At 65.3% G+C, this 24,840-nt stretch carries 24 protein-coding genes and 1 tRNA gene; 12 read left to right on the forward strand and 13 right to left on the reverse strand.

The genetic code is table 11. The annotated features are described in order from the left end of the window. Nucleotides 1–185: 185 nt before the first annotated feature. A complete protein-coding gene (locus tag LB552_RS27650) occupies nt 186–395 on the reverse strand; it encodes a hypothetical protein (protein WP_224611303.1) in 210 nt (69 codons plus the stop codon). Then, entirely contained in the window at nt 392–1,147 is a 756-nt protein-coding gene (locus LB552_RS27655) for a COG4280 domain-containing protein (RefSeq protein ID WP_224611305.1), read from the reverse strand. The genes LB552_RS27650 and LB552_RS27655 overlap by 4 nt, the downstream gene beginning before the upstream one ends. Nucleotides 1,148–1,406: 259 nt before the next feature. On the opposite strand from LB552_RS27655, the gene LB552_RS27660 reads away from it, so the two are divergent. From LB552_RS27660 to LB552_RS27680, 5 genes are all read left to right on the forward strand, one after another. Next, complete coding sequence (locus LB552_RS27660) at nt 1,407–2,426, forward strand: LLM class flavin-dependent oxidoreductase (protein WP_224544359.1); 1,020 nt, start codon at nt 1,407–1,409, stop codon at nt 2,424–2,426. 205 nt (nt 2,427–2,631) lie between these two features. Next, nucleotides 2,632–3,597, forward strand: a complete 966-nt coding sequence (locus LB552_RS27665) for a sugar ABC transporter substrate-binding protein (protein WP_140845939.1) — start codon at nt 2,632–2,634, stop codon at nt 3,595–3,597. A gap of 137 nt (nt 3,598–3,734) precedes the next feature. Then, complete coding sequence (locus LB552_RS27670) at nt 3,735–5,234, forward strand: sugar ABC transporter ATP-binding protein (protein WP_224611306.1); 1,500 nt, start codon at nt 3,735–3,737, stop codon at nt 5,232–5,234. Continuing rightward, nucleotides 5,231–6,247 (forward strand): ABC transporter permease, encoded by a 1,017-nt coding sequence (locus tag LB552_RS27675; RefSeq protein WP_411966409.1) that lies wholly within the window; start codon nt 5,231–5,233, stop codon nt 6,245–6,247. The genes LB552_RS27670 and LB552_RS27675 overlap by 4 nt, the downstream gene beginning before the upstream one ends. Nucleotides 6,248–6,259: 12 nt before the next feature. Then, nucleotides 6,260–7,258 (forward strand): LacI family DNA-binding transcriptional regulator, encoded by a 999-nt coding sequence (locus tag LB552_RS27680; RefSeq protein ID WP_224611307.1) that lies wholly within the window; start codon nt 6,260–6,262, stop codon nt 7,256–7,258. A gap of 463 nt (nt 7,259–7,721) precedes the next feature. Here LB552_RS27680 and LB552_RS27685 read toward each other — a convergent pair whose 3' ends face one another. Next, the gene (locus LB552_RS27685; RefSeq protein ID WP_224611308.1) at nt 7,722–8,780 is read right to left on the reverse strand and encodes an ornithine cyclodeaminase; all 1,059 of its coding nucleotides are present in this window, start codon (nt 8,778–8,780) and stop codon (nt 7,722–7,724) included. Between the two features lie 2 nt (nt 8,781–8,782). Beyond that, nucleotides 8,783–9,715 carry an arginase gene (gene rocF / locus LB552_RS27690; protein WP_224608502.1) on the reverse strand — a complete coding sequence of 311 codons (933 nt, stop codon included), beginning with the start codon at nt 9,713–9,715 and terminating at the stop codon, nt 8,783–8,785. Nucleotides 9,716–9,842: 127 nt separating this feature from the next. Here rocF and LB552_RS27695 point away from each other — a divergent pair, with 127 nt between their 5' ends. Then, nucleotides 9,843–10,283 carry an Lrp/AsnC family transcriptional regulator gene (locus LB552_RS27695; protein WP_095769871.1) on the forward strand — a complete coding sequence of 147 codons (441 nt, stop codon included), beginning with the start codon at nt 9,843–9,845 and terminating at the stop codon, nt 10,281–10,283. A 177-nt stretch (nt 10,284–10,460) separates the two neighbouring features. On the opposite strand, the gene LB552_RS27700 is transcribed toward LB552_RS27695, so the two are convergent. The 4 genes from LB552_RS27700 to LB552_RS27715 all read right to left on the reverse strand — a co-directional run bounded on the left by LB552_RS27700 (nt 10,461) and on the right by LB552_RS27715 (nt 12,078). Then, nucleotides 10,461–10,844, reverse strand: a complete 384-nt coding sequence (locus LB552_RS27700) for a hypothetical protein (protein ID WP_224608505.1) — start codon at nt 10,842–10,844, stop codon at nt 10,461–10,463. A 238-nt stretch (nt 10,845–11,082) separates the two neighbouring features. After that, nucleotides 11,083–11,280, reverse strand: coding sequence for a hypothetical protein (locus LB552_RS27705; RefSeq protein ID WP_224608508.1), 198 nt, complete (start codon nt 11,278–11,280; stop codon nt 11,083–11,085). A gap of 24 nt (nt 11,281–11,304) precedes the next feature. After that, complete coding sequence (locus tag LB552_RS27710) at nt 11,305–11,601, reverse strand: hypothetical protein (protein ID WP_224608511.1); 297 nt, start codon at nt 11,599–11,601, stop codon at nt 11,305–11,307. Nucleotides 11,602–12,003: 402 nt separating this feature from the next. After that, a tRNA-Gly gene (locus tag LB552_RS27715) sits at nt 12,004–12,078 on the reverse strand. A 263-nt stretch (nt 12,079–12,341) separates the two neighbouring features. Between LB552_RS27715 and LB552_RS27720 the strand changes: the two genes are divergently transcribed. The 4 genes from LB552_RS27720 (at nt 12,342) to LB552_RS27735 (ending at nt 15,325) form a co-directional block, all read left to right on the forward strand. Continuing rightward, nucleotides 12,342–12,836 (forward strand): prolyl-tRNA synthetase associated domain-containing protein, encoded by a 495-nt coding sequence (locus LB552_RS27720; protein WP_140845995.1) that lies wholly within the window; start codon nt 12,342–12,344, stop codon nt 12,834–12,836. Nucleotides 12,837–12,973: 137 nt separating this feature from the next. Beyond that, nucleotides 12,974–13,966: a thioredoxin gene (gene trxA / locus LB552_RS27725; RefSeq protein ID WP_224608514.1), complete on the forward strand. Its 993-nt coding sequence runs from the start codon at nt 12,974–12,976 to the stop codon at nt 13,964–13,966. Between the two features lie 271 nt (nt 13,967–14,237). Next, nucleotides 14,238–14,909: an LON peptidase substrate-binding domain-containing protein gene (locus LB552_RS27730; RefSeq protein WP_095769837.1), complete on the forward strand. Its 672-nt coding sequence runs from the start codon at nt 14,238–14,240 to the stop codon at nt 14,907–14,909. Between the two features lie 170 nt (nt 14,910–15,079). Next, nucleotides 15,080–15,325, forward strand: coding sequence for a Trm112 family protein (locus LB552_RS27735; RefSeq protein ID WP_140636625.1), 246 nt, complete (start codon nt 15,080–15,082; stop codon nt 15,323–15,325). Nucleotides 15,326–15,587: 262 nt separating this feature from the next. Here LB552_RS27735 and LB552_RS27740 read toward each other — a convergent pair whose 3' ends face one another. Genes LB552_RS27740 through LB552_RS27750 form a run of 3 tightly spaced genes read right to left on the reverse strand, consistent with a single transcriptional unit; the run spans nt 15,588 to nt 21,419 of the window. After that, a complete protein-coding gene (locus tag LB552_RS27740) occupies nt 15,588–18,920 on the reverse strand; it encodes an error-prone DNA polymerase (protein WP_224611309.1) in 3,333 nt (1,110 codons plus the stop codon). Further along, nucleotides 18,917–20,407 (reverse strand): DUF6504 family protein, encoded by a 1,491-nt coding sequence (locus LB552_RS27745; RefSeq protein ID WP_224611310.1) that lies wholly within the window; start codon nt 20,405–20,407, stop codon nt 18,917–18,919. The genes LB552_RS27740 and LB552_RS27745 overlap by 4 nt, the downstream gene beginning before the upstream one ends. Continuing rightward, entirely contained in the window at nt 20,349–21,419 is a 1,071-nt protein-coding gene (locus LB552_RS27750; RefSeq protein WP_224611311.1) for an ImuA family protein, read from the reverse strand. Before LB552_RS27750 ends, LB552_RS27745 begins: the two co-directional genes overlap by 59 nt. A gap of 184 nt (nt 21,420–21,603) precedes the next feature. Between LB552_RS27750 and LB552_RS27755 the strand changes: the two genes are divergently transcribed. Continuing rightward, entirely contained in the window at nt 21,604–22,041 is a 438-nt protein-coding gene (locus LB552_RS27755) for a metallopeptidase family protein (protein ID WP_095769832.1), read from the forward strand. Nucleotides 22,042–22,294: 253 nt separating this feature from the next. Here the strand turns inward: LB552_RS27755 and LB552_RS27760 are convergent, their stop codons facing one another. Continuing rightward, nucleotides 22,295–22,501, reverse strand: a complete 207-nt coding sequence (locus LB552_RS27760; RefSeq protein ID WP_095769831.1) for a DUF1737 domain-containing protein — start codon at nt 22,499–22,501, stop codon at nt 22,295–22,297. 29 nt (nt 22,502–22,530) lie between these two features. Next, nucleotides 22,531–23,409 carry an HpcH/HpaI aldolase/citrate lyase family protein gene (locus LB552_RS27765; protein WP_224611312.1) on the reverse strand — a complete coding sequence of 293 codons (879 nt, stop codon included), beginning with the start codon at nt 23,407–23,409 and terminating at the stop codon, nt 22,531–22,533. A gap of 700 nt (nt 23,410–24,109) precedes the next feature. On the opposite strand from LB552_RS27765, the gene LB552_RS27770 reads away from it, so the two are divergent. Beyond that, a complete protein-coding gene (locus LB552_RS27770) occupies nt 24,110–24,808 on the forward strand; it encodes a response regulator transcription factor (protein WP_224611314.1) in 699 nt (232 codons plus the stop codon). Nucleotides 24,809–24,840: the final 32 nt, after the last annotated feature.

The following is a 24,840-nucleotide window of genomic DNA, read 5'->3' on the forward strand; positions in this document are numbered from 1 at the left end:
GCCTGTCCGAAAGGACGACCAGGATTCATTCGGTCTCCTTCCCACTTCAACCATACACCAGAACCAACACACAGGATCCTCGGGTCTGCGCTCCGCTTCGCGTCGCTCCGCCCGTGGATGACGAGGCTGGGAGGCTCCAGCCAACCCTCAGCGTTTGCGCTGATTTCACCGGAATGGACGCTTGGTCAGCGCGCCCTGCCGCGCGCGGCGCGGCGTGTGCTCTGCAGGAGAATTGCCAGGCAGCCGACGAGAAGCAGGAAGCCGCCGATGAGCGGCGGCAGCCCCAAGACCTTCACCGCGGCGGTGATCAGCGCGATCAGGATCAGCGCGAGCAGGGCGAGATTGCCGTCGTCGACGAACATGCCGACGAGTTCCTTGAAGACGAGACGGATCATCGGGCAACTCCTTCGGCGGGTGCCGGGTAGGCGCCGCGCAGCCAACGCACGATGGCGAAGGAGGCGACTGCGATGACGGCGAAGATGGCGAGCAGAGCGAGGTCGGCGCCCGGCCACTCGGCGCCGAGGCCTTCACCGGTCCAGAACACGCCGAAGCTGGTCAGCATCAGGCCGACGATGAATTTCAGCGCATTCTCGGGCACGCGGGCTAAAGGACGATGCACGGCAAGACCGATCAGCATCACCAGCACGAAGGCCGCCAGCGCGCCGAGGCCGGCATAGAGCGTCTGCCCGTGCGCGGCGCCGACGGCGATGACGATGAACACCACCTCGACGCCTTCGAGCAGCACTGCCTTGAACGATGCGACGGCCGCCAGATAGTCGGCGCGGCGGTCGGCGGCCTGCCGCTGCAAGGCGGCCGTCTCCTTGGAAAAGGCCTGCTCCTCGTCATGCAGCGCGATGACGCCGACGCTGCGCAGGATCGCCTTTCTCAGCCAGCGCATGCCGAACAGGATCAAAAGCACGCCGACCACGAATTGCAGGACGGTGATGGGGACGAGCGCCAGCAGCGGTCCGAAAACAAGCACCAGCGCCGCCAGCAGGGCGAGCGCCAGCGCCGCACCCGTCAGCGCCGGTCGCCAGCTGCGCGTCACGCCGACGGCGAGCACGATGGTGAAGGCTTCAACCACTTCGACGAAGGAGGCCAGGAACGAGGCGGTCACGGTGGAAAATATGGGTGTCAGGCCATGCATCAAGGCTTCGTCCAATGCTCGGGAATCATCGGGTGGCGAGAACGATACAGCGCTCCGGCGCCGGCGAGAATGCCAGGATGAGGCGATCGGCGCCGCCTCCGGCCCCATCACGTCCCGACGCGAGGGCGGACATTTCGCAGGACGCATTGACGGTCTGTATCCGTTCGGTGTCCGTTGTATCGCGGCGCTGCCCTGGCTATCTGCTGGAGCAACAAGAAGTTCAAGCGGTCGTTGGGCCGCTCCAGCAGGAACGGAGCACATGAAGAAGATCGGATTTCTGTCGTTCGGGCATTGGTCGCCCTCGCCGCAATCGGGCACGCGCTCGGGCGCCGACGCGCTGCTGCAGTCGATCGACCTCGCGGTCGCGGCCGAGGAACTTGGCGCGGACGGTGCCTATTACCGCGTCCACCATTTCGCCCGCCAGCTCGCCTCGCCGTTTCCGCTGCTTGCCGCGGCCGGCGCCAGGACCAAGCGTATCGAGCTCGGCACCGCCGTCATCGATATGCGCTACGAGAACCCGCTCTACATGGCCGAGGACGCGGGCGCCGCGGACCTGATTGCCGGCGGGCGTCTGCAGTTGGGCATCAGCCGCGGCTCGCCCGAGCAGGTGATCGATGGCTGGCGCTATTTCGGCTACGTGCCGGAAGAGGGCAAGAGCGATGCCGACATGGCGCGCCGGCACTCCGAGATCTTCCTCGACCTGCTGCGCGGCGAAGGCTTCGCCCAGCCCAATCCGCGGCCGATGTTCCCCAACCCGCCCGGCCTGCTCAGGCTCGAGCCGTTCTCGGCCGGCCTGCGCGAACGCATCTGGTGGGGCGCGGCCACCGACGCCACGGCCGTGTGGGCGGCCAAGCTCGGCATGAATCTGCAAAGCTCGACGCTGAAATTCGATGAGACCGGCGAGCCGCTGCATGTCCAGCAAGCCAAGCAGATAAGGGCCTACCGCGCCGCCTGGAAGGAAGCAGGCCATGCCAGGGAGCCGCGCGTCTCGGTCAGCCGCAGCATCTTCGCTCTCGTCAACGACATGGACCGCGCCTATTTCGGCGGCAGCGAGGGCGAGGACCATTTTGGCTATATCGAGCCGGAAAAGCGGGCCGTGTTCGGCCGCACCTATGCCGCCGAGCCGGAGGTGCTTATCGAGCAGTTGAAGGAGGACGAGGCGATCGCCGAGGCCGACACGCTGCTGCTCACCGTGCCCAACCAACTCGGCGTCGACTACAACGCCCATGTCATCGAGTCGATCCTGAAGCATGTCGCGCCGGCGCTGGGCTGGCGGTGATGTGGCGAAAACCGCAAAACGCGTAATCTCCCCCGCAAGGGGGGAGATCAGACTTCACGCCGGCTTTCGCCAATCACCAACGTCAGCCTTGGACCGCCTTCTCTCTCGTCCTTCCTTCGACGTTGACATCTGATAAAATAGCAATCTACTTTGGCGCGTAATCGGTTACGTAACCGATTACGGCTCAATCAAGTGGAGGAGACTAATGAGCAAGTTCTCAAACACGCATGGGCTTGGCCCGTTCTCGCGCCGCCAGTTCCTGAAGACCAGCGCCTTGGCTGCCGGCGCGCTGGCGCTGCCGCTCGGACCGGTTCTCGCCGCCGACAAGCCGAAGGTCGGCCTGGTCATGAAGTCCCTGGCCAACGAGTTCTTCAAGCAGATGCAGGCTGGCGCGGAGGAGTATGCGGCCAAGAACAAGGACAAGTTCGATTTCGCCGCCGTCGGCATGAAGGACGAGCGCGACTTCGCCGCCCAGGTCGACGCCATCGAGAACTTCATCACCCAGAACTACAACATCATCGTCGTCGCCCCGGCCGATTCGAAAGCCATGGTCACGCCGATCGCCAAGGCGCTGAAGGCCGGCATCAAGGTCATCAACATCGACGTTGCGCTCGACACCGAGGCCAAGAAGAAGGCCGGCATCGACCTCGCCTTCTTCGGCCCGGACAACCGCGCCGGCGCCAAGCTGGCCGGCGACGCGCTCGGCAAGGCGCTGGGCAAGGGCGGCAAGGTCGTCATCCTCGAGGGCAATCCCGAGGCCGACAACGCCAAGCAGCGCAAGCTCGGCTTCGACGATTCGGTAAAGGAATACGGCCTCGACCTGCTCGACTCCAAGACCGCGCATTGGGAGACCGAGGAAGCCAACACGCTGATGACCAACTTCCTCACCCAGCATCCCGACATTCAGGGCGTGATGGCGGCCAACGACTCCATGGCGCTCGGCGTCGTCAAGGCGATCGACGCTGCCGGTAAGTCCGGCCAGATCAAGGTCGTCGGCTTCGACAACATCCCGGCTGTCGGTCCGCTGCTGAAGGAAGGCAAGATGCTCGCCACCGTCGAGCAGTATGGCGCGAAGATGGCGGCGATGGGCATCGACTACGGCCTGCGCGAGCTGGCCGGCGAGAAATTCTCCGGCTGGGTCAAGACCGACGTCAAGCTGGTCACCGCATGAGGCGAGCCGGGGCGCCGGCGCTCCCTTCCGGCGCCAGGCTTCGTCTCTCTCGTCACCGCCGCCGCCAGTTCCGGCGGCGGTGACGGAGCATCCGCTGCTGTCGTCGCCGACGGGCACGGTTTAGGATTCTGCCGCCCATGGATGCGATTCTCTCTCTTGAAAGAGTCGGAAAGATCTTTCCCGGCGCCGTCGCGCTGAGCGAGGTGTCGCTGTCGATCGCGCGCGGCGAGACCCATATCATCCTGGGCGAGAACGGCGCCGGCAAGTCGACGCTGATCAAGCTGCTGGCCGGCATCTACCAGCCGGACTCCGGCACGATCGCCTTCAACGGCCAGCCTTGCCGGCCGAAGACGCCGCATGATGCGCAGCAGAGCGGCATCCGCGTCGTGCACCAGGAGCTGAACCTGTTGCCCTATCTCAGCATCGCCGAGAATCTGATGCTGGAAAGCCTGCCGCGCCGCGCCTTCGGCATCGTCGACCGCAAGGCGCTCAATAGCCGCGCGGTGGCGCTGCTCAAGCAAGTCGGGCTCGACATCGATCCGCGCATACGCGTCGAGGCGCTCGGCGTCGCGCAGATGCAGCTGGTCGAGATCGCCAAGGCGCTGAGCTACGACTCGAAGCTTCTGGTGCTCGACGAGCCGACGGCGACGCTGACGCCGCCGGAGATCGAGCGGCTGTTTTCCATCATCAAGCGGCTGAAGGCGAAGGGTGTCACCATCATCTACATCTCGCACCGGCTGCACGAGGTGTTCGAGATCGGTGACCGGGTGACGGTGCTGCGCAACGGCAGGCTGGTCGCGACGCGCGACCTGCACGGCCTCACCGTGCCCGACCTGGTGCGCATGATGATCGGCCGCGACATCGCCGACGAATACGGTTTCGATGCCAGGGTCGTGCCGGGCAAGGTGGCGCTCAGCGTCGCCAACCTGAAGCGCGACGCCTCCACCCCGGAGATATCGTTCGCCGTACGCCATGGCGAGATCCTCGGCGTCGCCGGCCTGGTCGGCAGCGGCCGAACGGAAGCAATGCGGGCGCTGTTCGGCGCCGATCCGAAGCTCGACGGTGTCGTCGAGATCGACGGCAAGCCGGTGGCGATCGCCGCGCCGAAGGACGCGGTGCGGCATGGCCTGAGCCTGCTTACCGAAGACCGCAAGGGCCAGGGCCTGCTGCTCGACATGGCCGTCGACAAGAACATCACCATCACCGATCTCAGCAAGATCTCGCGCAACGGGCTGCTCAACCGAAGGACGGAGGCTGCGGCCGCCAACGATCTCGTCGGCCAGCTGCGCGTCAAGGCGAGCTCGATCGAGCAGGCGGTGCGCAACCTCTCGGGCGGCAACCAGCAGAAGGTGGTGCTGGCCAAATGGCTGTTCCGCGGCACCTCGACGCTGATCCTCGACGAGCCGACGCGCGGCGTCGACATCGGCGCGCGGCGCGAGATCTACCAGCTGCTGTGGATGCTGGCGGCGCGGCAGAAGGGCATCATCATGGTGTCGTCCGACCTGCCTGAATTGATGGGCATGTGCCACCGCATCATCGTCTTTTCGAAAAACAGGATCGTCGGCGAAGTGCCGCGATCCGAATTCGACCAGGAGCGCATCCTGTCGCTCGCCTATCAGGAGTATGTGCGACCATGAGCGAGATGTCCGAGATAGCCGTGGCGGCGCCTGTTTCTCCGGGCCGGGCGAAGTTCCTGCGTTTCCTGGTGCGCGATGCCGGCGTGCTCCTGGCGCTGGTGCTGATCACGCTGTTCTTCTCGGCGACCGCGCCCTATTTCGCCACCTCCGGCAACGCGCTGAAGATCTTCGTGCAGATCGCCATCAACACGGTGCTGGCGGCCGGCATGACCTTCGTCATCCTCACCGGCGGCATCGACCTTTCGGTCGGCTCGGTGCTGGCGCTGTGCACCGTGGTCGGCGCCACCGTCATGATAAACGAGAGCCTGTCGCCGGCCGTCGCGATCACGCTGGCGCTGCTTGCCTGCATGGCGACGGGTGCAGTGTGCGGCTTCCTCAATGGCTGGATCTCGACGCGCTGGAAGATCCCGTCCTTCATCGTAACGCTGGGTATGCTCAACATGGCGGCAGGCGCCGCGCGCGTGGTCAGCGACAATTCGACCATCACCGGCCTGCCGCAGAGTTTTGTCGATTTCGGCAATCTCATCATCGGCGGCTTCCTGCCGTCGATCTTCCTGGTCGCGGTGCTGGTGATCGCCGCCGGGTGGTTCGTGCTGCGCTTCACCGTCTTCGGCCGCATGATCTTCGCCGTCGGCACCAATGACGAGGCGGTGCGGCTGTCGGGTCACAATCCGGATTTCTACAAGGTCGCCGCCTTCACCATCAGCGGGCTCACCGCCGGCATCGCGGCGATGGTCTATCTATTGCGCCTCAACATCGGCAGCCCGATCGCCGGCGTCGGCTACGAGCTCAACGCCATTGCCGCCGTGATCATCGGCGGCACCAGCCTCAGCGGCGGCAAGGGCTCGATCATCGGCACGCTGGTCGGCGCCTGCATCCTGCAGGTGCTTTCCACCGGATTGCAGCTGCTGGGCGTCGGCGACAATTTCAAACCGATCGTGATTGGCCTTGTCATCGTGCTCGCGGTCATCCTAGACGCGTACCGGGAGAGGCTGTTGCGGAAAATCCGCTGAGGGGAACGGGCCATGACGACGATTGCCGATGTCGCGCGCCGTGCGGGGGTGTCCGTCGCCACCGTCTCGCATGTGATGAACCATACGCGTCATGTCGAGCCGGAAACGGCCGAGCGCGTGCGCGCCGCGATCACGGCGCTGCGCTACAGCCCGAACTCGGTGGCGAGGAGTCTCAGGCGCGGCGAAACCAAGACCATCGGCCTGCTTCTTCCCGACAATTCCAACCCGTTCTTCGCCAGCGTGGCGCGGCAGATCGAGGATGCCGGCTTCGTTTCCGGCTACACGGTGATCCTGTGCAACTCCGACGGCAATGCCGAGAAGGAGGAGCGCTATCTCTCGGTGCTGATGGCCAAGCAGATCGACGGGCTGATCTTCGCCGGCTCGTCCGACCATGCGCGGGTGTTCGCCCGCCTCTTGCCCAGCGTGCCGGCGGTGCTGCTCGACCGCGAGATCCAGTCGGTCAATGTCGATTCGGTGCTGGTCGACCACGACCATGGCGGCTATCTCGCCGGGAAATACCTGGCCGGGCTCGGCCACAGGAAGATCGGCGTCATCGGCGGTCCGCGCGATTCGAGCTCCAGCCCGGCCCGCCTGCGCGGTTTTGTCCGCGCGCTTGGCGAAGCAGGCGTTGAGCTGCCGGCGTCCTCAATCGTCGATTCCGACTATCATTTCGCCGGCGGCCGCCTAGCGATGGAGCAGCTTATGGTACAGGCGGCCGGCATCACCGCGGTGTTCGCCTGCAACGACCTGATGGCCATGGGCGCGGTCACCGCGCTGCGCTCGCGGGGCATGCACGTTCCCGACGACATGTCGATGATCGGCTTCGACGACATTCCCTACGCCGTCACCACCTGGCCGCCGCTGACGACGATCGCGCAGCCGGTGGAAAAGATCGGCACGCTGGCGGTGAGCCTGCTGCTCGAGAGGCTGGGCGAGCCGGAAGCGCCGTCAAGGCGCGAGGTGCTGGCGCCGGTTCTGGTGGAGAGGGAAAGCTGCGCGGCGCGGGGGTAGTCTGGCAATCGACGACGTAGGCACTGCCCCCGCTCCGTCTCGGCGCTGCGCGCCGATCCACCTCTCCGCCATTTCATCTATGGCATGCACACCTTTCAAAGCGGCCGGCCTTTGGCGATAGCGTGCATGGCAGCGCGCTGGTCGACCCCCACTCCGTCTCGGCTTCGCCGAGCCACCTCTCCCCCGATCGACGGGGTAGAGGAAAGGCGCCAAGCCTTTTGCCGTCAGCGCCCGTCCAGCTCCCTTCCTTTCCCTCCGGAGGGGGGAAAGGTAGCGCTGCGAAGCAGCGACGGATTGGGGGAACCACGTGGCAGTCAAGCGTCGGCCTGATCAGTCGCGCCAGTCACAGAAGATGTGCTTAACGTAGACGAAGTGGTGAGAGGTGGCTCGGCGAAGCCGAGACGGGAGAGGGGAGCGCCCTGTGCGATTATCCCGCCGTATGAAATCGCCCTAGCGACAGGCCTCAAGCCGCCGGCTGCACGGCGGCCCTCTCCAGCATGCCGAACAGGTCGCGCGGCTCGTCGGGGTCGGCGAGCAGGTCGAGCTCCTCATAGAGGCCGGTGGCCTGGAGCTGGTCGCGGACGTAGCGCAGCGCGGAAAAATCTTCCGTGGCGAAGCCGACGGAATCGAACAGCGTGATCTGCTCGGACGTCTTGCGGCCCTCGGCCTTCCCGGTCATCACCTGCCACAGCTCGGTCACCGGATGATCGGCGTCGAGCTGCTGGATCTCGCCCTCGATGCGGGTCTGCGGCGGGAACTCGACGAAGATGTCGGAGCGCAAGAGGATGTCGCGGTGCAGCTCGGTCTTGCCGGGGCAGTCGCCGCCGACCGCGTTGATGTGGACGCCGGCGCCGACCATGTTGTCGGTGAGGATCGTGGCATACTGCTTGTCGGCGGTCACCGTGGTGATGATGTCGACGCCTTCCACGGCATCCTGCCCGGTCGAGCAGATGGTGATATCGAACCCCTTGCCGGCGAGGTTGCGGGCGCATTTTTCCGAGGCCGAGCGGTCGATGTCGTAGAGCCGCAGCCGGTCGATGCCGACGAGCGCCTTGAAGGCGATGGCCTGGAATTCGGACTGGGCGCCGTTGCCGATGATGGCCATGGCGCGGGAGTTCTTCGGCGCCAGGTATTTTGCCGCTACCGCCGAGGTGGCCGCCGTGCGCAGCGCCGTCAGGATGGTCATCTCGGTCAACAGCATCGGATAGCCGGAGCCGACATCGGCGAGCACGCCGAAAGCGGTTACGGTCTGGCGGCCTTCGCGCATGTTCTTCGGATGGCCGTTGACATATTTGAAGCCGTACATCTTGCCGTCGCTGGTCGGCATCAGCTCGATGACGCCGTCATGGCTGTGCGACGCGATGCGCGGCGTCTTGTCGAACAGCTCCCAGCGGCGGAAATCCTCCTCGATATAGGCGGCGAGCTCGGTGAGGAAGCGCTCGACCCCGATGGCGAGCACCAGCTTCATCATGCGATCGACGCTGACAAAGGGAACGATGGCAAGGCGCGAAGGCTGGGTCATGATCAGAGGTTTCCGGAATGGCTGCGGGTCGGGCGATCCATGATGCGGCGGCCCATCAGGCTGGCGGTGAGGTCGACCATCAGGGTGGCGGTACGGCCGCGCTCGTCGAGGAAGGGGTTCAGTTCGACCAGGTCGAGGCTTGAGACGAGGCCCGAGTCGGACAGCATCTCCATCACCAGATGCGCCTCGCGGAAGGTGGCGCCGCCGGGCACGGTGGTGCCGACGGCCGGCGCGATCGAAGGGTCGAGAAAATCGACGTCGAGGCTGACATGCAAGAGCCCGTTCTCCTCCTCGACGCGGGCCAGGAAGGCGCGCAGCAGCGGGGCGATGCCGTGCTCGTCGATGGCGCGCATGTCGTGCACGGTGACGCCGGCTTCAGTAAGCGCGCGGCGCTCGGCCGGATCGACGCTGCGCAGGCCGATGGCGCAGATGCGGACCGGGTCGACGGCTTGCGGCAGATCCGGGAAATAGCCCTTGAAGCCGGCCTGGCCGCTGGCATAGGCGAGCGGCACGCCGTGCAGATTGCCGCTGGTGGTGGTGTCGAGCGTGTGGAAATCGGGATGCGCGTCGAGCCACAGCACGAAGAGCGGCCGTCCGCGCTCGGCCGCGCGGCGCGCCACGCCCGACATAGTGCCGGCGGAGATCGAATGGTCGCCGCCGAGGAAGATCGGCATGGCGTCCCGCGAAGCCGCGTAAGCGGTCTCGGCGATTGCCGCCGTCCAGGCGGAGATCTCCGGCAGCGCCTTCAGCGCGAGATTGCCGTGCGCCACGGGCCGCGCCGCGGCTTTCTCGACCGCGCCCCAGTCCTCGACCTGGTGGCCGAGCTCGGCCAGCACCGAGACCAGCCCTGCTGTGCGCAGCGCGCTCGGCCCCATCTCGCATCCCATCCTGCCCGCGCCGTCCTGCACCGGCGCGCCGACGATCCTGCAGCGCATCTTTTCTCACCTTGCGATTGATCGAAGGAGTGAACCATCAGCTGCTGGCGGCTTGAACAGTGAAAATTGGCATTTCGAGAAGACTAATCTATCATAATGGTCAGATGATTTGATCGAAATGGAAGCCATGGACGCGCTGGACGAGAAACTGGTGACGCTGCTGAGGCACGATGCGCGGCGCAGTGTATCCGACCTCGCCATCGATCTCGGCGTGTCACGCGCCACGGTCAGGTCGCGCATGGAACGGCTGGAAAAGTCCGGCGAGATCATCGGCTACACTGTGGTGCTGCGCGCCGACGCGGTCGATCAGAAGATACGCGGCGTGATGACGATCGAGATCGAAGGCCATGCCGCCGACCGCGTCGTCAAGGCACTCGGCGGCCTCGCCGAGGTCTCGACCATCCACACCACCAACGGCCGCTGGGACCTGGTGGTCGAGCTCGGCACCGCCACGCTGACGGACTTTGACGCGGTGCTGCGGCGCATCCGGCTGATCCCCGGCATTACGGGGAGCGAGACAAGCCTGCTGCTGGCGACGCCGAGGACGACGCGGGCGCGGCTGGCGTAGCGGCAGGATCGGTGACGGCAGCGCCAAGGCGTGGAGCGGTTCGGCGATCTTGCGAAACGCCGGGCCGCTTCAGGTCCTTATTTCGTGCGCCGCGGGCCGAAGGCGACGGGCCGGGCCGCGATCCGGCTTTCCCGGAATTGCTCCAGGACTGCCGCATCGCACCGCTCATGCAGGCGGTCAGCCGTTCGGATAATAGCCGCCGTCCGAGCCGTCGCCCATATAGATTCCCTGGCCGGTAGCGTTTCGGAGCCGCTGGTCCAGCTCATTGATCCGCCCGATCGCAGAGCGGCCGCCGGGGGGCTGGATGCTATCGGCCTGCCGCATCAGGTCGCGGGCCTTTTCCTGGCTGATCTTGCCGGCCTGCCTGGCCGCACGGATGCCTTGCTTCACGCCAAGCAGCTGCTGCGTCGCGGCTCTCGCTTCGGGCTCCGCCGGCACTGACGCCGTGGTCATTGTGTCGACCTGCGCCCTATGGTGGCGGTGCACGGCATAGGCGCTCGAAAGCGGTATGGCCGCGAAGATCGAGGCGGCCGCGATGAGTTTTGGGGTGAAAGAACGCATGATGACATCTCCTCGTGATGGAGGAAGCGGCAAGACCGCTTTTTCCGAAAACGGGCCGTCCGGTCGCGTCGTGTCGCGGTGCTGGCCATTCGCCGCCGGCGGATCTCGGCCCAGAAACGACATATAGAAAGCCGCCCCGGCGTTGAAACGGAGGTGGAACGCAAATGTTATCCGATGTGATCTGGGATTGAATCGCCGATGCGCCGTCGGCGAGGCGGGTTCCCAAGCCCGGCCGCCTTCAAGCGACGCTGGCGAGCGGGATCGGCCAATCGATGGCCTGCCCGATTGGCCCGGCATTGGCCTGGTCGGCAAGTTGCTCGGCTTCGCGTTGCGTCAACCCGATCAGCAGCCTGCCTGCTATCTCCGCCGGGAGATCGGAAACCAGATCGCAGACAAGCCAGTCGTCGCAGGGATCCTGTATTGCCGCGAACCTCATAGGCGCTCCTTGTTTTAGCGCAAGCTAAAGTTCCGATGATGCCCAATCGTTCCATTGCGGGGCGATCAAATATCGAGAAAGAGGCACGGCCGAGCGCGGCACCGAGAGGAATTCATTTGCCTGGCCCGCGAGCAGCTCCGCCTCCTCGCGAGTCGGGCCAAGCAGCAACATGTCCGGCATTCGCGCCGGGAAACCGGACCGCAAATCGAACACCATCCGTTGGCCGCACGGATCCTGTAAGGCTGTGAACCTCATGGCCGACGTTCTATCTTTGCTTTGACGCAACTCCGAACGGAAGACTGCGGCGAAGTCGCCGAGCATAACCGCTCATACTTTCCTGGAATTGCTCCAGCTATGCCCCAACGTAACGACTTGCGGGAATACCTCCCGCGAGACTGCCCGGCCGGATTAATTCCAGCACTTCACACAACATATAGTTGTCGGGCGCCCGGCAAAAGAGGCTCTACAGTCCCTTCGGCATGCGACTCAAGTCTGATGGGGAGCGGATACTTTCCGGATGCGGACGTGGCTGTTTGAAGGAAAATATCGCGTGAACCATCTGCCAGATATTTCACGGAAGATCCGTGGGGATGCGGCAATGCGCGGTGCCGACGGTCCAGACGTAACTCCGGCGCGGTGCCGAGGCGGGTTTCCCGCAGGCCACAAACTCGAAAAAGCCGCGGAGACCGCGGCTTTTCGTTTGCTTGATTCCTTGAAGGAAACTGGAGCGGGTGAGGCGATTCGAACGCCCGACCCCAACCTTGGCAAGGTTGTGCTCTACCCCTGAGCTACACCCGCTCGCGCGGCCTTGGGCCGCAAGCCGCGCCTATATGGCCGAAGAGCGCGGCGATTGCAACAGGGAAATGACGGTCTTTTTTGGCGCGAATTCTTCCCGCGGTGACGTTCGCGTCGAAAGCATCGAAGCGGCGGCGAAACCGGACTGCTCGCAAATCCGCAGGCAAGCCGCCGCCCGCTTTGCCCGCAATGGCTCCGGCGGCCTTGCCCCGATGGCACCGTTGGCCGTAAACGGCATGAGCCCTTTTTTGACCGCGCGAGGACCGATGCCGAAGACCGAAGCCGAGCTCAACGAATTTCTTGCCGATCTCGGCATTTCCGTCTCGACGGTCAGGCACCCGCCGCTGTTCACGGTCGCCGATTCGCAAGGCCTGCGCGGCGAGATTCCCGGCGGCCACACCAAGAACCTGTTCCTCAAGGACAAGAAGGACAATTATTTCCTCGTCACCGTCGGCGAGGACGCCGTGGTCGACCTGAAGCAGATCCACCACCTGATCGGCGCCGCCAGCCGGGTGTCGTTCGGCAAGCCGGAAATGCTGATGGAGCTGCTCGGCGTCATCCCCGGAGCGGTCACCGTTTTCGGCCTGATCAACGACACGGAAGGCAAGGTCAAGGTCGTGCTCGACGAGGCGTTGATGAGCCACGACGTCATCAACGGCCATCCGCTGACCAATGAGGCGACGACCTCGATCGCCGCCGCCGACCTGATCAGATTCGTCGAGGCAACCGGCCATGATCCTGTTATCCTGAAAGTCTCATGACCTTGAAAGTGCCCTTGCCTTGAAGGCCTTATTGCCTTGAAACTCGGGGGCTGATCGCCACATGGAAGGCGGTTGCGAAATCCGACAATGACGCGCCGGGCGCCGACGCCTGAGAGCGTGACCGAAAGGGCGACAAGATGAGTGACAACAATCCGTATAGCGGCGCGTTTGGCGGCAATGGCGGCCAGTATGCCCAGACGGTGCAATATGGTGGCGGCGACCGCGCCAAGGTTTCGCTCGGCGACGGACCGGCGGCGGCCGACCTTATCAAGGACACCACAACAGCGACTTTCGCCGCCGACGTCATCCAGGAATCGCGCCGCCAGCCGGTGCTGGTCGACTTCTGGGCGCCATGGTGCGGGCCTTGCAAGCAGCTGACGCCGCAGCTCGAAAAGGCGGTGAAGAACGCCGGCGGCAAGGTCAAGCTGGTCAAGATGAACATCGACGATCATCCCTCGATCGCCGGCCAGCTCGGCATCCAGTCGATTCCCGCGGTCATCGCCTTCAAGGACGGCCAGCCCGTCGACGGTTTCATGGGCGCGGTTCCGGAAAGCCAGGTCGCCCAATTCATCGAGAAGGTCGGCGGCAAGAGCGGCGGCGCGCCGCAAATCGCCGACGCGCTTGCGGCGGCGGCCGAGGCGCGCACGGCCGGCGACGTCCAGACCGCGGCCGGCATTTACGACGCGGTCCTCGAGCAGGCGCCGGAGACGATCGAGGCGGTCGCAGGCCTGGGCGAGATCCTGTACGATGCCGGGGACGTGGAAGGTGCCGAGGCCGTGCTGGCGCGAGCGCCCGAGGACAAGAAGGACGCGCCCGCGCTGGCCGCGCTGCGCGCCAAGATGACGCTTGCCGCGGAAGCGGCCGCGCTCGGCAATCCGGCCGAGCTCGAGCGCCGGCTCGCCGCCAACCCGGCCGACCATCAGGCGCGCTTCGATCTGGCGATGATCCAGAACGCGCGCGGCGAGCGCGACGCGGCCGCCGACAATTTGCTGGCGATCGTCAAGGCCGACCGGACCTGGAACGACGACGGCGCCAGGGCGCAGCTGTTGAAGCTGTTCGAAGCCTGGGGAATGACCGACGAGGCGACGCTCGCGGCACGCCGCAAGCTCTCGTCGCTGCTGTTCTCGTAGGACGGTTTCGGCGATTCACAGAGCCGCCGAACCGCTTTAAGTTCGGTTTGCGCAATTCCGGACGGAAGGCTGCGGCGAAGTCGCCGACCCCAACTGATACTTTCCCGGAATTGCCGTGAATTTTTTGCCGGCTGTCGCGGCCGGCAGGCTTGCGCAGCGGGACATCAGCGCCAGATAAGGGCGGGGCCGGATGCCGATCGTGACGAATTCGCCGGTGCGAGAGGAGATTGCAGCTTGATACGCTTGCCGGCGTTGCTTTGGGAGGGTTGCGGTGCGCGTCGGTAACGCACTTTACAGGCTTGCCAAGGATCTGCCGGCGGCAATCCCGGTTTTCCCGCTCGCCGGCGCGCTGCTTCTGCCGGGCGGCCGCATGCCGCTCAACGTTTTCGAGCCGCGCTATCTGCAGATGATCGATCTGGCGATGGCCGGCTCGCGGCTGATCGGCATGATCCAGCCCAGCCTCGACGGCGCATTGCGCGACGACGGCGAGCCTGAACTGTGCAGCGTCGGCTGCGCCGGGCGCATCATCTCGCTCGCCGAGACGGGCGACGGGCGCTATTTGATCTCGCTGCAGGGCGTGTGCCGGTTTCGCATTGTGCAGGAGCTTACGGCAAAGGCGCCGTTCCGGCAGTGCAAGATCGCGCCGTTTCTCGCCGACCTCGAGGAAGACCCGGCCGGCGCCGACGTCGACCGGCCGGCGCTGCTCAAGGCGTTTCGTTCCTATCTGCAGGCCAACGACCTCGAGGCCGACTGGGAAAGCGTCAGCCGCGCCGAAAACGGCATGCTGGTCAACGCGCTGTCGATGATGGCGCCCTACGGGCCGGCCGAGAAGCAGGCGCTGCTGGAAGCGCCGGACCTGAAGACGCGCGCCGAAACGCTGATCGCCATCACCGAAATGACGCTGGCGCGCGAGGATGATGAGTTTGGCTCGAGTCTACAATAAGTGTATTGATATTCAGGTGAGCCCGGCCTGCGAACGGCAGCTTCCTGCGCTTCCGGTGCTCACGTACGTTAAGTACGCTCCGCTCCGGTTCTCGGAAGCCACCGTTCTCGACTCGGCCTGACCTGAATCTCAAGACACTTAGACCGTATAGTGGACAAGGGAAGAGTGCGATGGCGGCGGACGGACGGGACGGACGAAAAGCCACGGTCGACCCGAAGCTGCTGGAGCTGCTCGCCTGCCCGCTGACGAAGGGACCGCTAACCTGGGACCCCGAGCGCAACGAGCTGGTCTCGCGCGTGGCGAAGCTCGCCTATCCGGTGCGCGACGGCATCCCGATCATGCTGCCCTCGGAGGCGCGCACGATCTCGGCCGAGGACATGCTAACCCCACCGCCGCGGCTCGGCGGGCCTTCGTGAAGACCTTTTGCTGACAACCGGAACGCTGGCGGGACAGCACCCCCTTCTGCCCTGCCGGGCATCTCCCCCGCAAGGGGGAGATTGGCAGCTTGGACGTCGCGCCCTTCTTTCGACGTCGCCAATTGGCGAAAGCCGCGCAACATCTGATCTCCCCCCTTGCGGGGGAGATGGCCGGCAGGCCAGAGGGGTGTGAAGGAACGCGGCTTCACAATTCTTCCTCATCTTGGCGTCTTCGCTCCGATTGAGGTCGAAGGCCTCTGCCTCACTGAAAATTCCGCCCTTTCGGCATGACTTGTTGCGCGACACCCGACAGGGCCTCGGTCTCCCGGCGGACCGGCATGCCTCGGCTTGCGGCGGCTCCAACCGGCCGTTCGGCGGGATTATGCTCGATGACCGGCCGGTTGGCGGACTCCAGCAGCACGCCCAGCCAGGACGTCAAATCCTCGACCCGGTCGGCGACGATGTGGATGACGTCCGATTCATGCTGCAGCTTGCCGGTGACGCGGATGAAGCGCGCGCCCATGACCACCGGGCGGAAGCGGTCGAAGACGCGTGGCCAGATGATAACGTTGGCGATCGATTTTTCGTCTTCCAGCGTGAGGAAAATGGCATTGCCCTTGCCCGGACGCTGGCGCACCAGCACCAGCCCGGCGACGGAAACGCGGCGGCCGTCGCGCACAGACGGCAAACGGGCGTTGGGGGTGACGCCGGCGCGATCCAGCCGTTCGCGCAGGAAGGCGACGGGATGCTCCTTCAGCGACAGGCCGAGCGAGCGGTAGTCGTGCACGACATGCTCGCCGAGCGGCATTTTCGGCAGCTTCGTTTCCGGCTCCAGCTCGCGCAGGCCGAGCGACAGCTGATCGAACAGCGGCAGTTTCTCGGCGGCGCTCTTGCCGTCAAGGGCGCGGACTTCCCAGAGCGCGGCACGGCGGTCGAGGCCGATCGAGCGGAAGGCGTCCGCTTGCGCCAATTTTTCGATCTCGCCGACATCGAGGCCCGAACGCAGCCAGACGTCCCTGACTGAACGATAGCCGTCGCCGCGGCGGGCAACGACTATATCCATGCGCTCTTCGGACAGGCCCTTGATCTGGCGGAAGCCGAGGCGGACGGCGTGAGCCGTCTCGATGACGCCGCGCATCGAGGCGTGGCGCTCGAGAATGCGGGACGAATCGAAGGCGGTTTCCTCAAGTGTGCAGTCCCAGACGGAATGGTTGATGTCGACCTCGCGTATCTCGACGCCATGGTCGCGCGCATCGCGCACGAGCTGGGCCGGCTGGTAAAAACCCATCGGCTGGGAATTCAGGATCGCGGCGCAGAACACGTCCGGATAAAAGGTCTTGAACCAGCAGGAGGCATAGACAAGCAGCGCGAAGGACGCGGCATGGCTTTCGGGAAAGCCATATTCGCCAAAGCCTTCAATCTGCTTGAAGCAGCGCTCGGCGAACTCTCTGGGATAGCCCTTCTTGACCATTCCCTCGACCATTCGCGTTTCATAGTTTCCTATCGTGCCGGTGCGTTTGAAGGTCGCCATGGCGCGGCGCAACTCGTCTGCCTCACCCGGCTTGAAGCCGCCGGCGACAATGGCGATCTTCATCGCCTGCTCCTGGAACAAAGGCACTCCAAGGGTCTTGCCGAGAATCTCTTCCAACTCAGGCTTGGGGTATTCGGCCTTCTCCTTGCCTTGCCGCCGGCGCAGATAGGGATGCACCATGTCGCCCTGGATCGGGCCGGGGCGCACGATCGCCACCTCGATGACGAGGTCGTAGAAGTTCTTTGGCTTGAGGCGCGGCAGCATCGACATCTGCGCACGCGACTCGATCTGGAAAACGCCGAGCGTATCGGCTCTTTGGATCATGGCGTAAACGCGCCTGTCCTCTTCGGGAAGGGTCGCGAGCACATAAGGCTGTCCAAATGGATCCCGCGCCCGCGGATAATGATCGGTGAGCAAGGTGAAGGCGCGCTTCAGGCAGGTCAGCATGCCGAGCGCCAGCACATCAACCTTGAGGATCTTCACCGCGTCGAGATCGTCCTTGTCCCACTCGACCATCTTGCGCTCCTCCATCGCCGTCTTGACGATGGGCACGACCTCGTCGAGCCGGTCGCGGGTGATGACGAAGCCGCCGACATGCTGGGAAAGATGGCGGGGAAAGCCCATGATCTCGTTGGCGCGTTCCAGCACCTGCCGTGACAGCGGATCGGCGCGATCGAGGCCGCCGGCATTGGCTTCCCTTTCGCCGAGCTCGGAGGTCGACCAGCCCCAGATGGTGCTGGACAGCGCGCTGCGGACATCCTCCGACAGACCCATGGCCTTGGCCACCTCGCGCAGGGCGGAGCGGCCGCGATAGCTGATGACGGCGGCGGCCAAAGCGGTGCGCTTGGCGCTGTATTTCGTATAGATGTACTGAATGACCTCTTCGCGCCGCTCATGCTCGAAATCGACGTCGATGTCGGGTGGCTCGTTGCGCTCCTCCGAGATGAAGCGCTCGAACAAGGTGTCGATGCGCTCGGGGCCGACCTCGGTGATGCCGATGCAGAAGCAGATGATCGAATTGGCGGCCGAACCGCGGCCCTGGCAAAGAATGCCCTGGCTGCGGGCGAATTTGACGATGTCATGGACGGTGAGGAAATAGCGGGCATAGTTCAGGCGCTCGATCAAGACGAGCTCGCTGTCGATGCGTTTCAGCACATCCTCGGGAACGCCGGCCGGATAGCGAACGGCCGCGCCTTCCCGCGCCAACCGTTCGAGCTCGGCCTGCGGTCCAAGCCCGGATTCGGTCGGCTCGTCCGGATAATTGTATTCGAGGTCGCTGAGCGAGAAGGCGAGCTCGTCGGCGAAGCGTAGCGTCTCGGCCAACGCCTGCGGGTGACGGCGGAAAAGTCGCGCCATTTCCAGCGGCGGTTTCAGGTGGCGCTCGGCATTGGCCATCAGCTCCAGCCCGACCTCGGAAACCGGCGTGTTGAGGCGGATCGCGGTCAGCACGTCCTGCAGCGGCCGGCGATCGGCGGCATGGTAGAGCACGTCGTTGGTGGCCATCAGCGGGACGCGGAGATGCTCGGCCATCGCGGAAGCCTGCTCGATGCGGAAACGGTCGTTGCCGGCATAATCCGGCGCCACGGCCAGCCGGAGCGCCGCGCCGAAGCGATCCTTAAACCGGCTAATGAATGCCAGGTTGTCTTGTGCGCCTGCCGACAGATCGGGCAGGATCGCCAGCGACATCCGATCGCCCCATTCGAGCAGGTCGCTCAACTGGAGCAGCGTCGCGCCCTTCTCGTTTTCGTCGCGCAGATTGGCTTGCGTGAGCATGCGGCAGAGATGCCCCCAGCCCTGGCGGTCGCGGGGATAGGCGAGGATATCCGGCGTGCCGTCGCCAAACACCAGGCGGCAGCCGGGATGATAGGCGAGCTTTTCCACCCTGGCCTGTTGCCAGGCGCGCACGACGCCGGCGACCGTGTTGCGGTCGGCAAGGCCGATCGAGGCAAAACCGTAGAACTTCGCCGTCACCACCAGCTCCTCGGGTTTCGAAGCGCCGCGCAGGAAGGAGAAATTCGAGCTTATGCCGAACTCGGCATAGGGGATGACGGTCAGCGCATTCATGCGAACACCCCATGCATGAACCAGCGCGGCGGCGCGGCCTGCGCGGCGCTGCTGTAGAGGCCCTGGCGGTAGAGCCAGTAGCGGCGCCCCTCGCTGTCCTCGATGCGGTAATAGTCGCGGGTCGGCGCCTCTTCCTCGCCGGGCAGCTGGCGCCACCATTCGGCGGCGATGCGCTCCGGCCCCTCGGCGCGGGCGACACGATAGAGCGCGCGCCGCCAGCGGAAATTCATCGGCGGTCCCTCCGGGATCTCGGTCGCCGGCACCTCGATCGGCTCGGGCGAGCGGAACAGGCGCACCGGCCGCTCCGGCGGGTAAACGGTCATCGGTGGTGCTGTTCGGGGCGGCGGCGTCCGTCCGGCCGCCGGGGCGCGTCCTTGCGGCGCTTCGGCGAAAGGTACGGTTTTGACGGCGCGTTCCGGCAGATGGCTTTCGACGACCACCGGCTTCAGCACGGCGGCTTCGCCGAGACGGGCGCGGACGCGGTCGGCAAAGAGCGCGATGTCGGCGTCATCGTCGTCGGTCTCGCCGGTGAGGTCGCCCTGAGCCAAGTCGAAGGCCGCGACCGACAGCACGGACAGCCGCACGAGATCGAAGCCGAAGCCGGCGTCGATGCTCTGCTCCAGCGCGGTGAGCCGCTCATGGAACAGTCTTTGGATCAGCCGCGGCTCGCGCATCGGGCGGGAGGTGCCGACGGCGATGCGGTTGACGGCGCCATCGACGCGGAAGAGAAGCAGCGCCAGCGTCCTTGCGCCCTCGCCGCGGCGTTCGAGGTCGGTCTTTAAGGCGATCGCCAGCCGGCTCACCAGCCGCTCGATGTCATCGGTGTGCACGACCGGCTCGGCAAGATGGCGCTCGACCGAGAGCGGCGCGACGGGAAGGCGCGGCGACACGGCCTCGTCGAGGCGGCCGAGCGCCTGGTCGAGGCGCAGAAGCAAGGTGGCGCCGAAACGGCGGGCGAGCGGCGCGCGGGGTGCTGCCACCACCGCGCCGGCGGTGCGCAGGCCCACACTTTCCAGGCTGGCGCGGGTTTCCGGCGCGATGCGCAGCGCCGACAAGGGCAGCGGCGAAAGCAGCGCCTCCTCCTCGCCGCCGGCCACGATGCGATCGCCATGGAAGCGCGCCGCCGCCCAGGCGGCGCCCGGCGTCGAGGCCAGCCCGGCGCGGGCATCGAAGCCCTGCTGGAAGAAGCGGGCGAGGATCTCGTCCTGCATGGCGCGCTCGCCGCCGAACAGATGCGTGCAGCCGGTAACGTCGAGGAACAGCCCGTCCTCGCCGTCGATCGCCACCAGCGGCGTGTAGCGGTCGCACCAGTCGGCAAGGCCTTCGAGCAGGCGGCGGTCGGCTTCCGGATCTGCCTCGACCACATCGATCGAGGGATGCATGGCGCGCGCATCGGCGATGCCCATGCCGCGCTTCAATCTGAGCGCCTCAGCCCGCTCGTCGAGGGCTGCGATGCGCTGGGTGTTGTTGTCGCGATGGCTGATCACCAGCGGCGGCTGAAGCGACGGCAGGCGATGCGAGGGCCGGGAACGCCAGGACCGCCCCAGACGCTGGCGCAGGATCCGCTCCGCGGCCAGATGCGGGAACCACAGCGACAGAATTCTCTGTTCTTTCTGCAAAAGCGTGTTCATCGGGGTTCCACTCCAGTGTGAACTGTCCAGGCAGGGCCGTGCGGCTCTTGCCGATATCGACTTTGAAGGCGGGGCGGCCGATCGAGCCGGCGAGCGGCCCGGCGAGGGTCTCGCGGCTTGCCGCGGGCGCCGCCGAAACGATGAGACGCACCGGAGCGGCGGTGGGATCGGCCTCGCCGGCCTGGCGCAGCAACAGCAGCGGGCGGCCGGCGCTCCGGGCCCGCGCATGCAACCGGCGCGTGGCGGTGAGGTCGAGAAGCCGCGGACTGCCGCGGATCTCGAGGATGACCGCGGCAAAGGCCGTCATGCGGGCCGCCTCCTCGGCGATCCACAGCGCGTCGAGCAGCTTCGGCGCCTCGGAAAACAGCAATTGCCCCGGCTCGATGCCGAACAGGGCATGAAGGCCCCTGACATAGGGCATGCCGGCCTCGTGGAAGATTTCCGCCGTGCCGACCCAGAGGATCGGCAGACCCTGCTTCTCCCTGAGGACCAGGCTTACAAGCGAGAGCGCGAAGCCGGCAACGGCGCCGGCATCGCGGGTCTCCAGGCCATGGATTTCGCTGAGCGCCGCCTTGGGCAGGCCGCCGCCAAGCGCTGCATCGAGCCTATCGATGCCGGTGTGCAGGAAGGCATCCGCCGAAGCCACGGCAAGGCCGCGCCGGACAATCGTCATATCCGGCCCGGCGGCATCGCTGGGTGTTTGGTTTTGCGCCATTCCGGACGGAAAACTGCTTCGCACTTTTCCTGGAATTGCTTCGGGCGCGCACCCCGAGGGCGCCTGCAGGCGCTCGGGCAGCGTTCCCTCGATCTTCGCGATCTGGCGGCGCAGGGCAAAAACAGTGTCCCGCGCCACGGCGCTCATCGCCATGACGTTCACTTCCAGCAGCAGTTGTTCCTGTTATGTTCCTATAGATTCCAGAGGCGCCCGGAAGAGTCAAGCAGAGTCGCAAGGAATTTATTCCTTCGTCTTTTACCCTGAAAGCGAACACCCCAGCCGGTCCATTTGCCTCAATCGGCGTGAAAGCCTATATGCCGGGATTAAAGGACATTTCATGGCCCGCATCTACAAGACCCGCACCTGGCACGACCAGCTCTCGCCGTCGATGGACGAGATGGAGCTTCTGGCGCTAGAGGCCTATGCCCATCTGCCGGACGAGTTCCGCAAGCTCACCGGCGAGATCATCATCCAGATCGCCGAGTTCCCGACCGACGAGATCATGGACGATCTGTCGCTGGAGACGCCCTTCGACCTGCTCGGCCTGTTCGAGGGGCGCGGCATCGCCGAGCGCTGGAACCCGCAGACCGGCGAAGGTCCAAACCGCATCACGCTCTACCGCCGCGCCATCCTCGACTACTGGGCCGAGAATGAAGAGACGATGGGCGACATCGTCACCCATGTGCTGATCCATGAGATCGGCCACCATTTCGGCCTGTCGGACGACGATATGGAGCGGATCGAGGAAGCGGCGGAGCAGGCGGCGGCTGGGTGAGCACGCACCTCGTCATCCTAGGGCGAAGCAAGGAGCGAAGCGACGCGCGTAGACCCTAGGATCCATGCCATTCCATCAACACCAAGCCCGCGGTGCAGGACGGAACGCCTGCCGCCCGACACCCGCAAACGTCCCCTATATTCTGACTCGCTGCGCCTTTCGGCTCAGGTCCCGGCATGGATTCTAGGGTCTTCGCGACGGAGCTTCGCTCCTGCTCCGCCCTAGAATGACGAAGTAGGGGTTGCCTCCCTTCCTACCAGTCGCTGAGCTTGGTGTCCGGGCCGTAGTCCTGGCCTTCGACGTCCTTCACCACGGCTTGGCCGCAGCGCATCGACTTCGTCTGCTGGTCAAAGGCATAGGTCGGCGAGCCGAACAGGTGCCAGCCCTTGTTCAGGGCTGCCGTCACCTTGTGGCAGAAAGTTGAATCGTCCGGGCCGGACAGAAAGCGGTAGAGTTTCATTTATCGAGCCTATCTTGAAGACCGGCGCATCATGCGCCGATGATCGCGGCCTTCGCCAGAAGTTTCTCGGCTTCCGCCAGGTGCAGTCGCTCGACCATGCGGCCGTCCAGCGCAATCACGCCCTTGCCGGCATTCTCGGGCCGCGCGAACGCATCCTTGATCGCCCGGGCCGCAGCCAGCCTCTCGGGCGACGGCGAAAAGGCGCGGTTCGCCGGCTCGATCTGGGCGGGATGGATCAGCGACTTGCCGTCGAAACCCATGGCGGCCCCGTCGGCGCATTCGCGGGCAAAAGCGTCGAGATCGCGAAAATCATTGGCAACGCCGTCGATGACATCGAGCCCGCCGGCCCTCGCCGCAAGCACCAGCTGCATCAGCCACGGCATCAGATAGCGCCGGTCGGGCGTCGCCAGGATGCCGGTCGCCTTCACCAGGTCATTCGTTCCGGTCACGAAACAAGCCAGCCTCGAAGCCGGATCGCGGCCGAGTTCGGCGATGGCGCCGATGTTGAGCAGCGCCCTGGGCGTTTCGACCATCGCCCATAGTTTCACGCTGTCCGGCGCGAAATTGTCGTCGAGCAGGTCGCCGGCCTCGAGGATGTCGCGCGGCGTGGCGATCTTGGGCAGAAGAATGCCGTCGGGCTCGGCCTTGGCCACTGCCAAAAGGTCATGGGTGCCCCATTCGCTGGCCAAAGGATTGATGCGCACCACCATCTCGCAGCGCCGGTCGCGCCCGGCGAGAATGCCGGCGACCTTGTCGCGCGCGGCTTTCTTGTCGGCGGGCAGCACGGCGTCCTCGAGATCGATGATGACGGCGTCGCAGGCCAGGGAGCCGAGCTTGGCAAGCGCCTTGTCGTTGGAGGCGGGAATGTAAAGCACAGAGCGGCGCGGGCGGTAGGGTTCTTGAGGCATCGCCGATCTATGCCGGGTGATGGCGGATGAGGCAAGGCGGAGGGGACAGGACAATCGCATATGGCGGCGCCAGCCCCCGCTCCGTCTCGGCGCTGCGCGCCGAGCCACCTCTCCCCCACTTTGTGGGGGCGAGGAAACGCTAATCGCCGAGGGCGCGCGACCTTCGCAGGCCTGGGTTCCTCACCCCCGCCAGAGGCGAGGGAGAGGTGGCTCGGCGAAGCCGAGACGGAGAAGGGGAGCGCCCTACGCGATTATCCCGCCGAAAAGGCGACCTGCCTGCACTAAATCTGCAAATCCTTACTGAAAAGCTCCGGGATTCCGCCGCGCGCTTTCCGCATGGGCCGGCGAAACCGCGGCATGAGAACACCTCACATACACCGCTGGTCCCTGCCGCGCCGGCTCCGCAATGAAGGCTGGTGGCTCGTCGAGCCGCAAAGGCGGTGCCATGAGGCGGCCATCCTGCCTTTCGCCCCGAGGTCGCTCCACATGGTGGGAGCGGACACGCCGGGGACGGCTCGGCGATGACGCTCCTTGCCGACCCCGCCATGGGCTCTGCCCAGGCATGCGCCAATGCCCGAGGCCCTTGTCGGTTCATCTCCTTGCCCCGATGCAGCTCCGGATCGAAAACAATTTCGCACTTTTCCCTGGAATTGCTCTAATCCTGCCGTCATCCTACCTTACGCGCCGGGCCGCTGATTTCATGCCGCACAACATTCTCGTCGCTGACGACGACCCGCATATCCGCGAGATCATCTGCTTCGCGCTGGAAAAGGCCGGCATGAAGACGGCCGCCGTCGCCGACGGCGCAGCGGCGCTGCAAGCGGTCGAGCGCCGCGCGCCCGATCTCATCGTGCTCGATATCGGCATGCCGGAGATGGACGGGCTGGAGGTCTGCCGCAGGTTGCGGCAAAAGTACGACGTGCCGGTGCTGTTTTTGTCCGCGCGCGACGAGGAGATCGACCGGGTGCTCGGGCTGGAGATGGGCGGCGATGATTATGTGACGAAACCGTTCAGCCCGCGCGAGCTGGTCGCCCGTGTCAACGTCATCCTGCGGCGCGCGCGTCCGGCGCCGGTCGAAGAAGAAGCCGACGAGCGTCAATTCGCGCATGGCAAGCTCATGCTCGTCCCGGCAAGCCATGAAGCCAGCTTCGACGGCAAGCCGCTCATCTTGACGGCGATCGAGTTCGCGATCCTGAAGGGCTTCCTCGCCCGCCCGCAGCATGTGCTTGGCCGCGACGCGGTGATGGCCAATGCCTATGCCTCCAACATCCATGTCTCGGAGCGCACGGTCGACAGCCATATCCGCAATGTGCGGGCCAAGCTGGCGGCGGTCGGCTGTCTCGATGCGATCGCCACGGTGCATGGCGTTGGCTTCCGGCTCGGCCGGTGCGGTGGTTGAGCAAGGAGAAGTGGCGGCCCAGGCTTGCCACC

The organism is Mesorhizobium sp. CA7 (assembly GCF_020165015.1).
Lineage (GTDB): Bacteria > Pseudomonadota > Alphaproteobacteria > Rhizobiales > Rhizobiaceae > Mesorhizobium.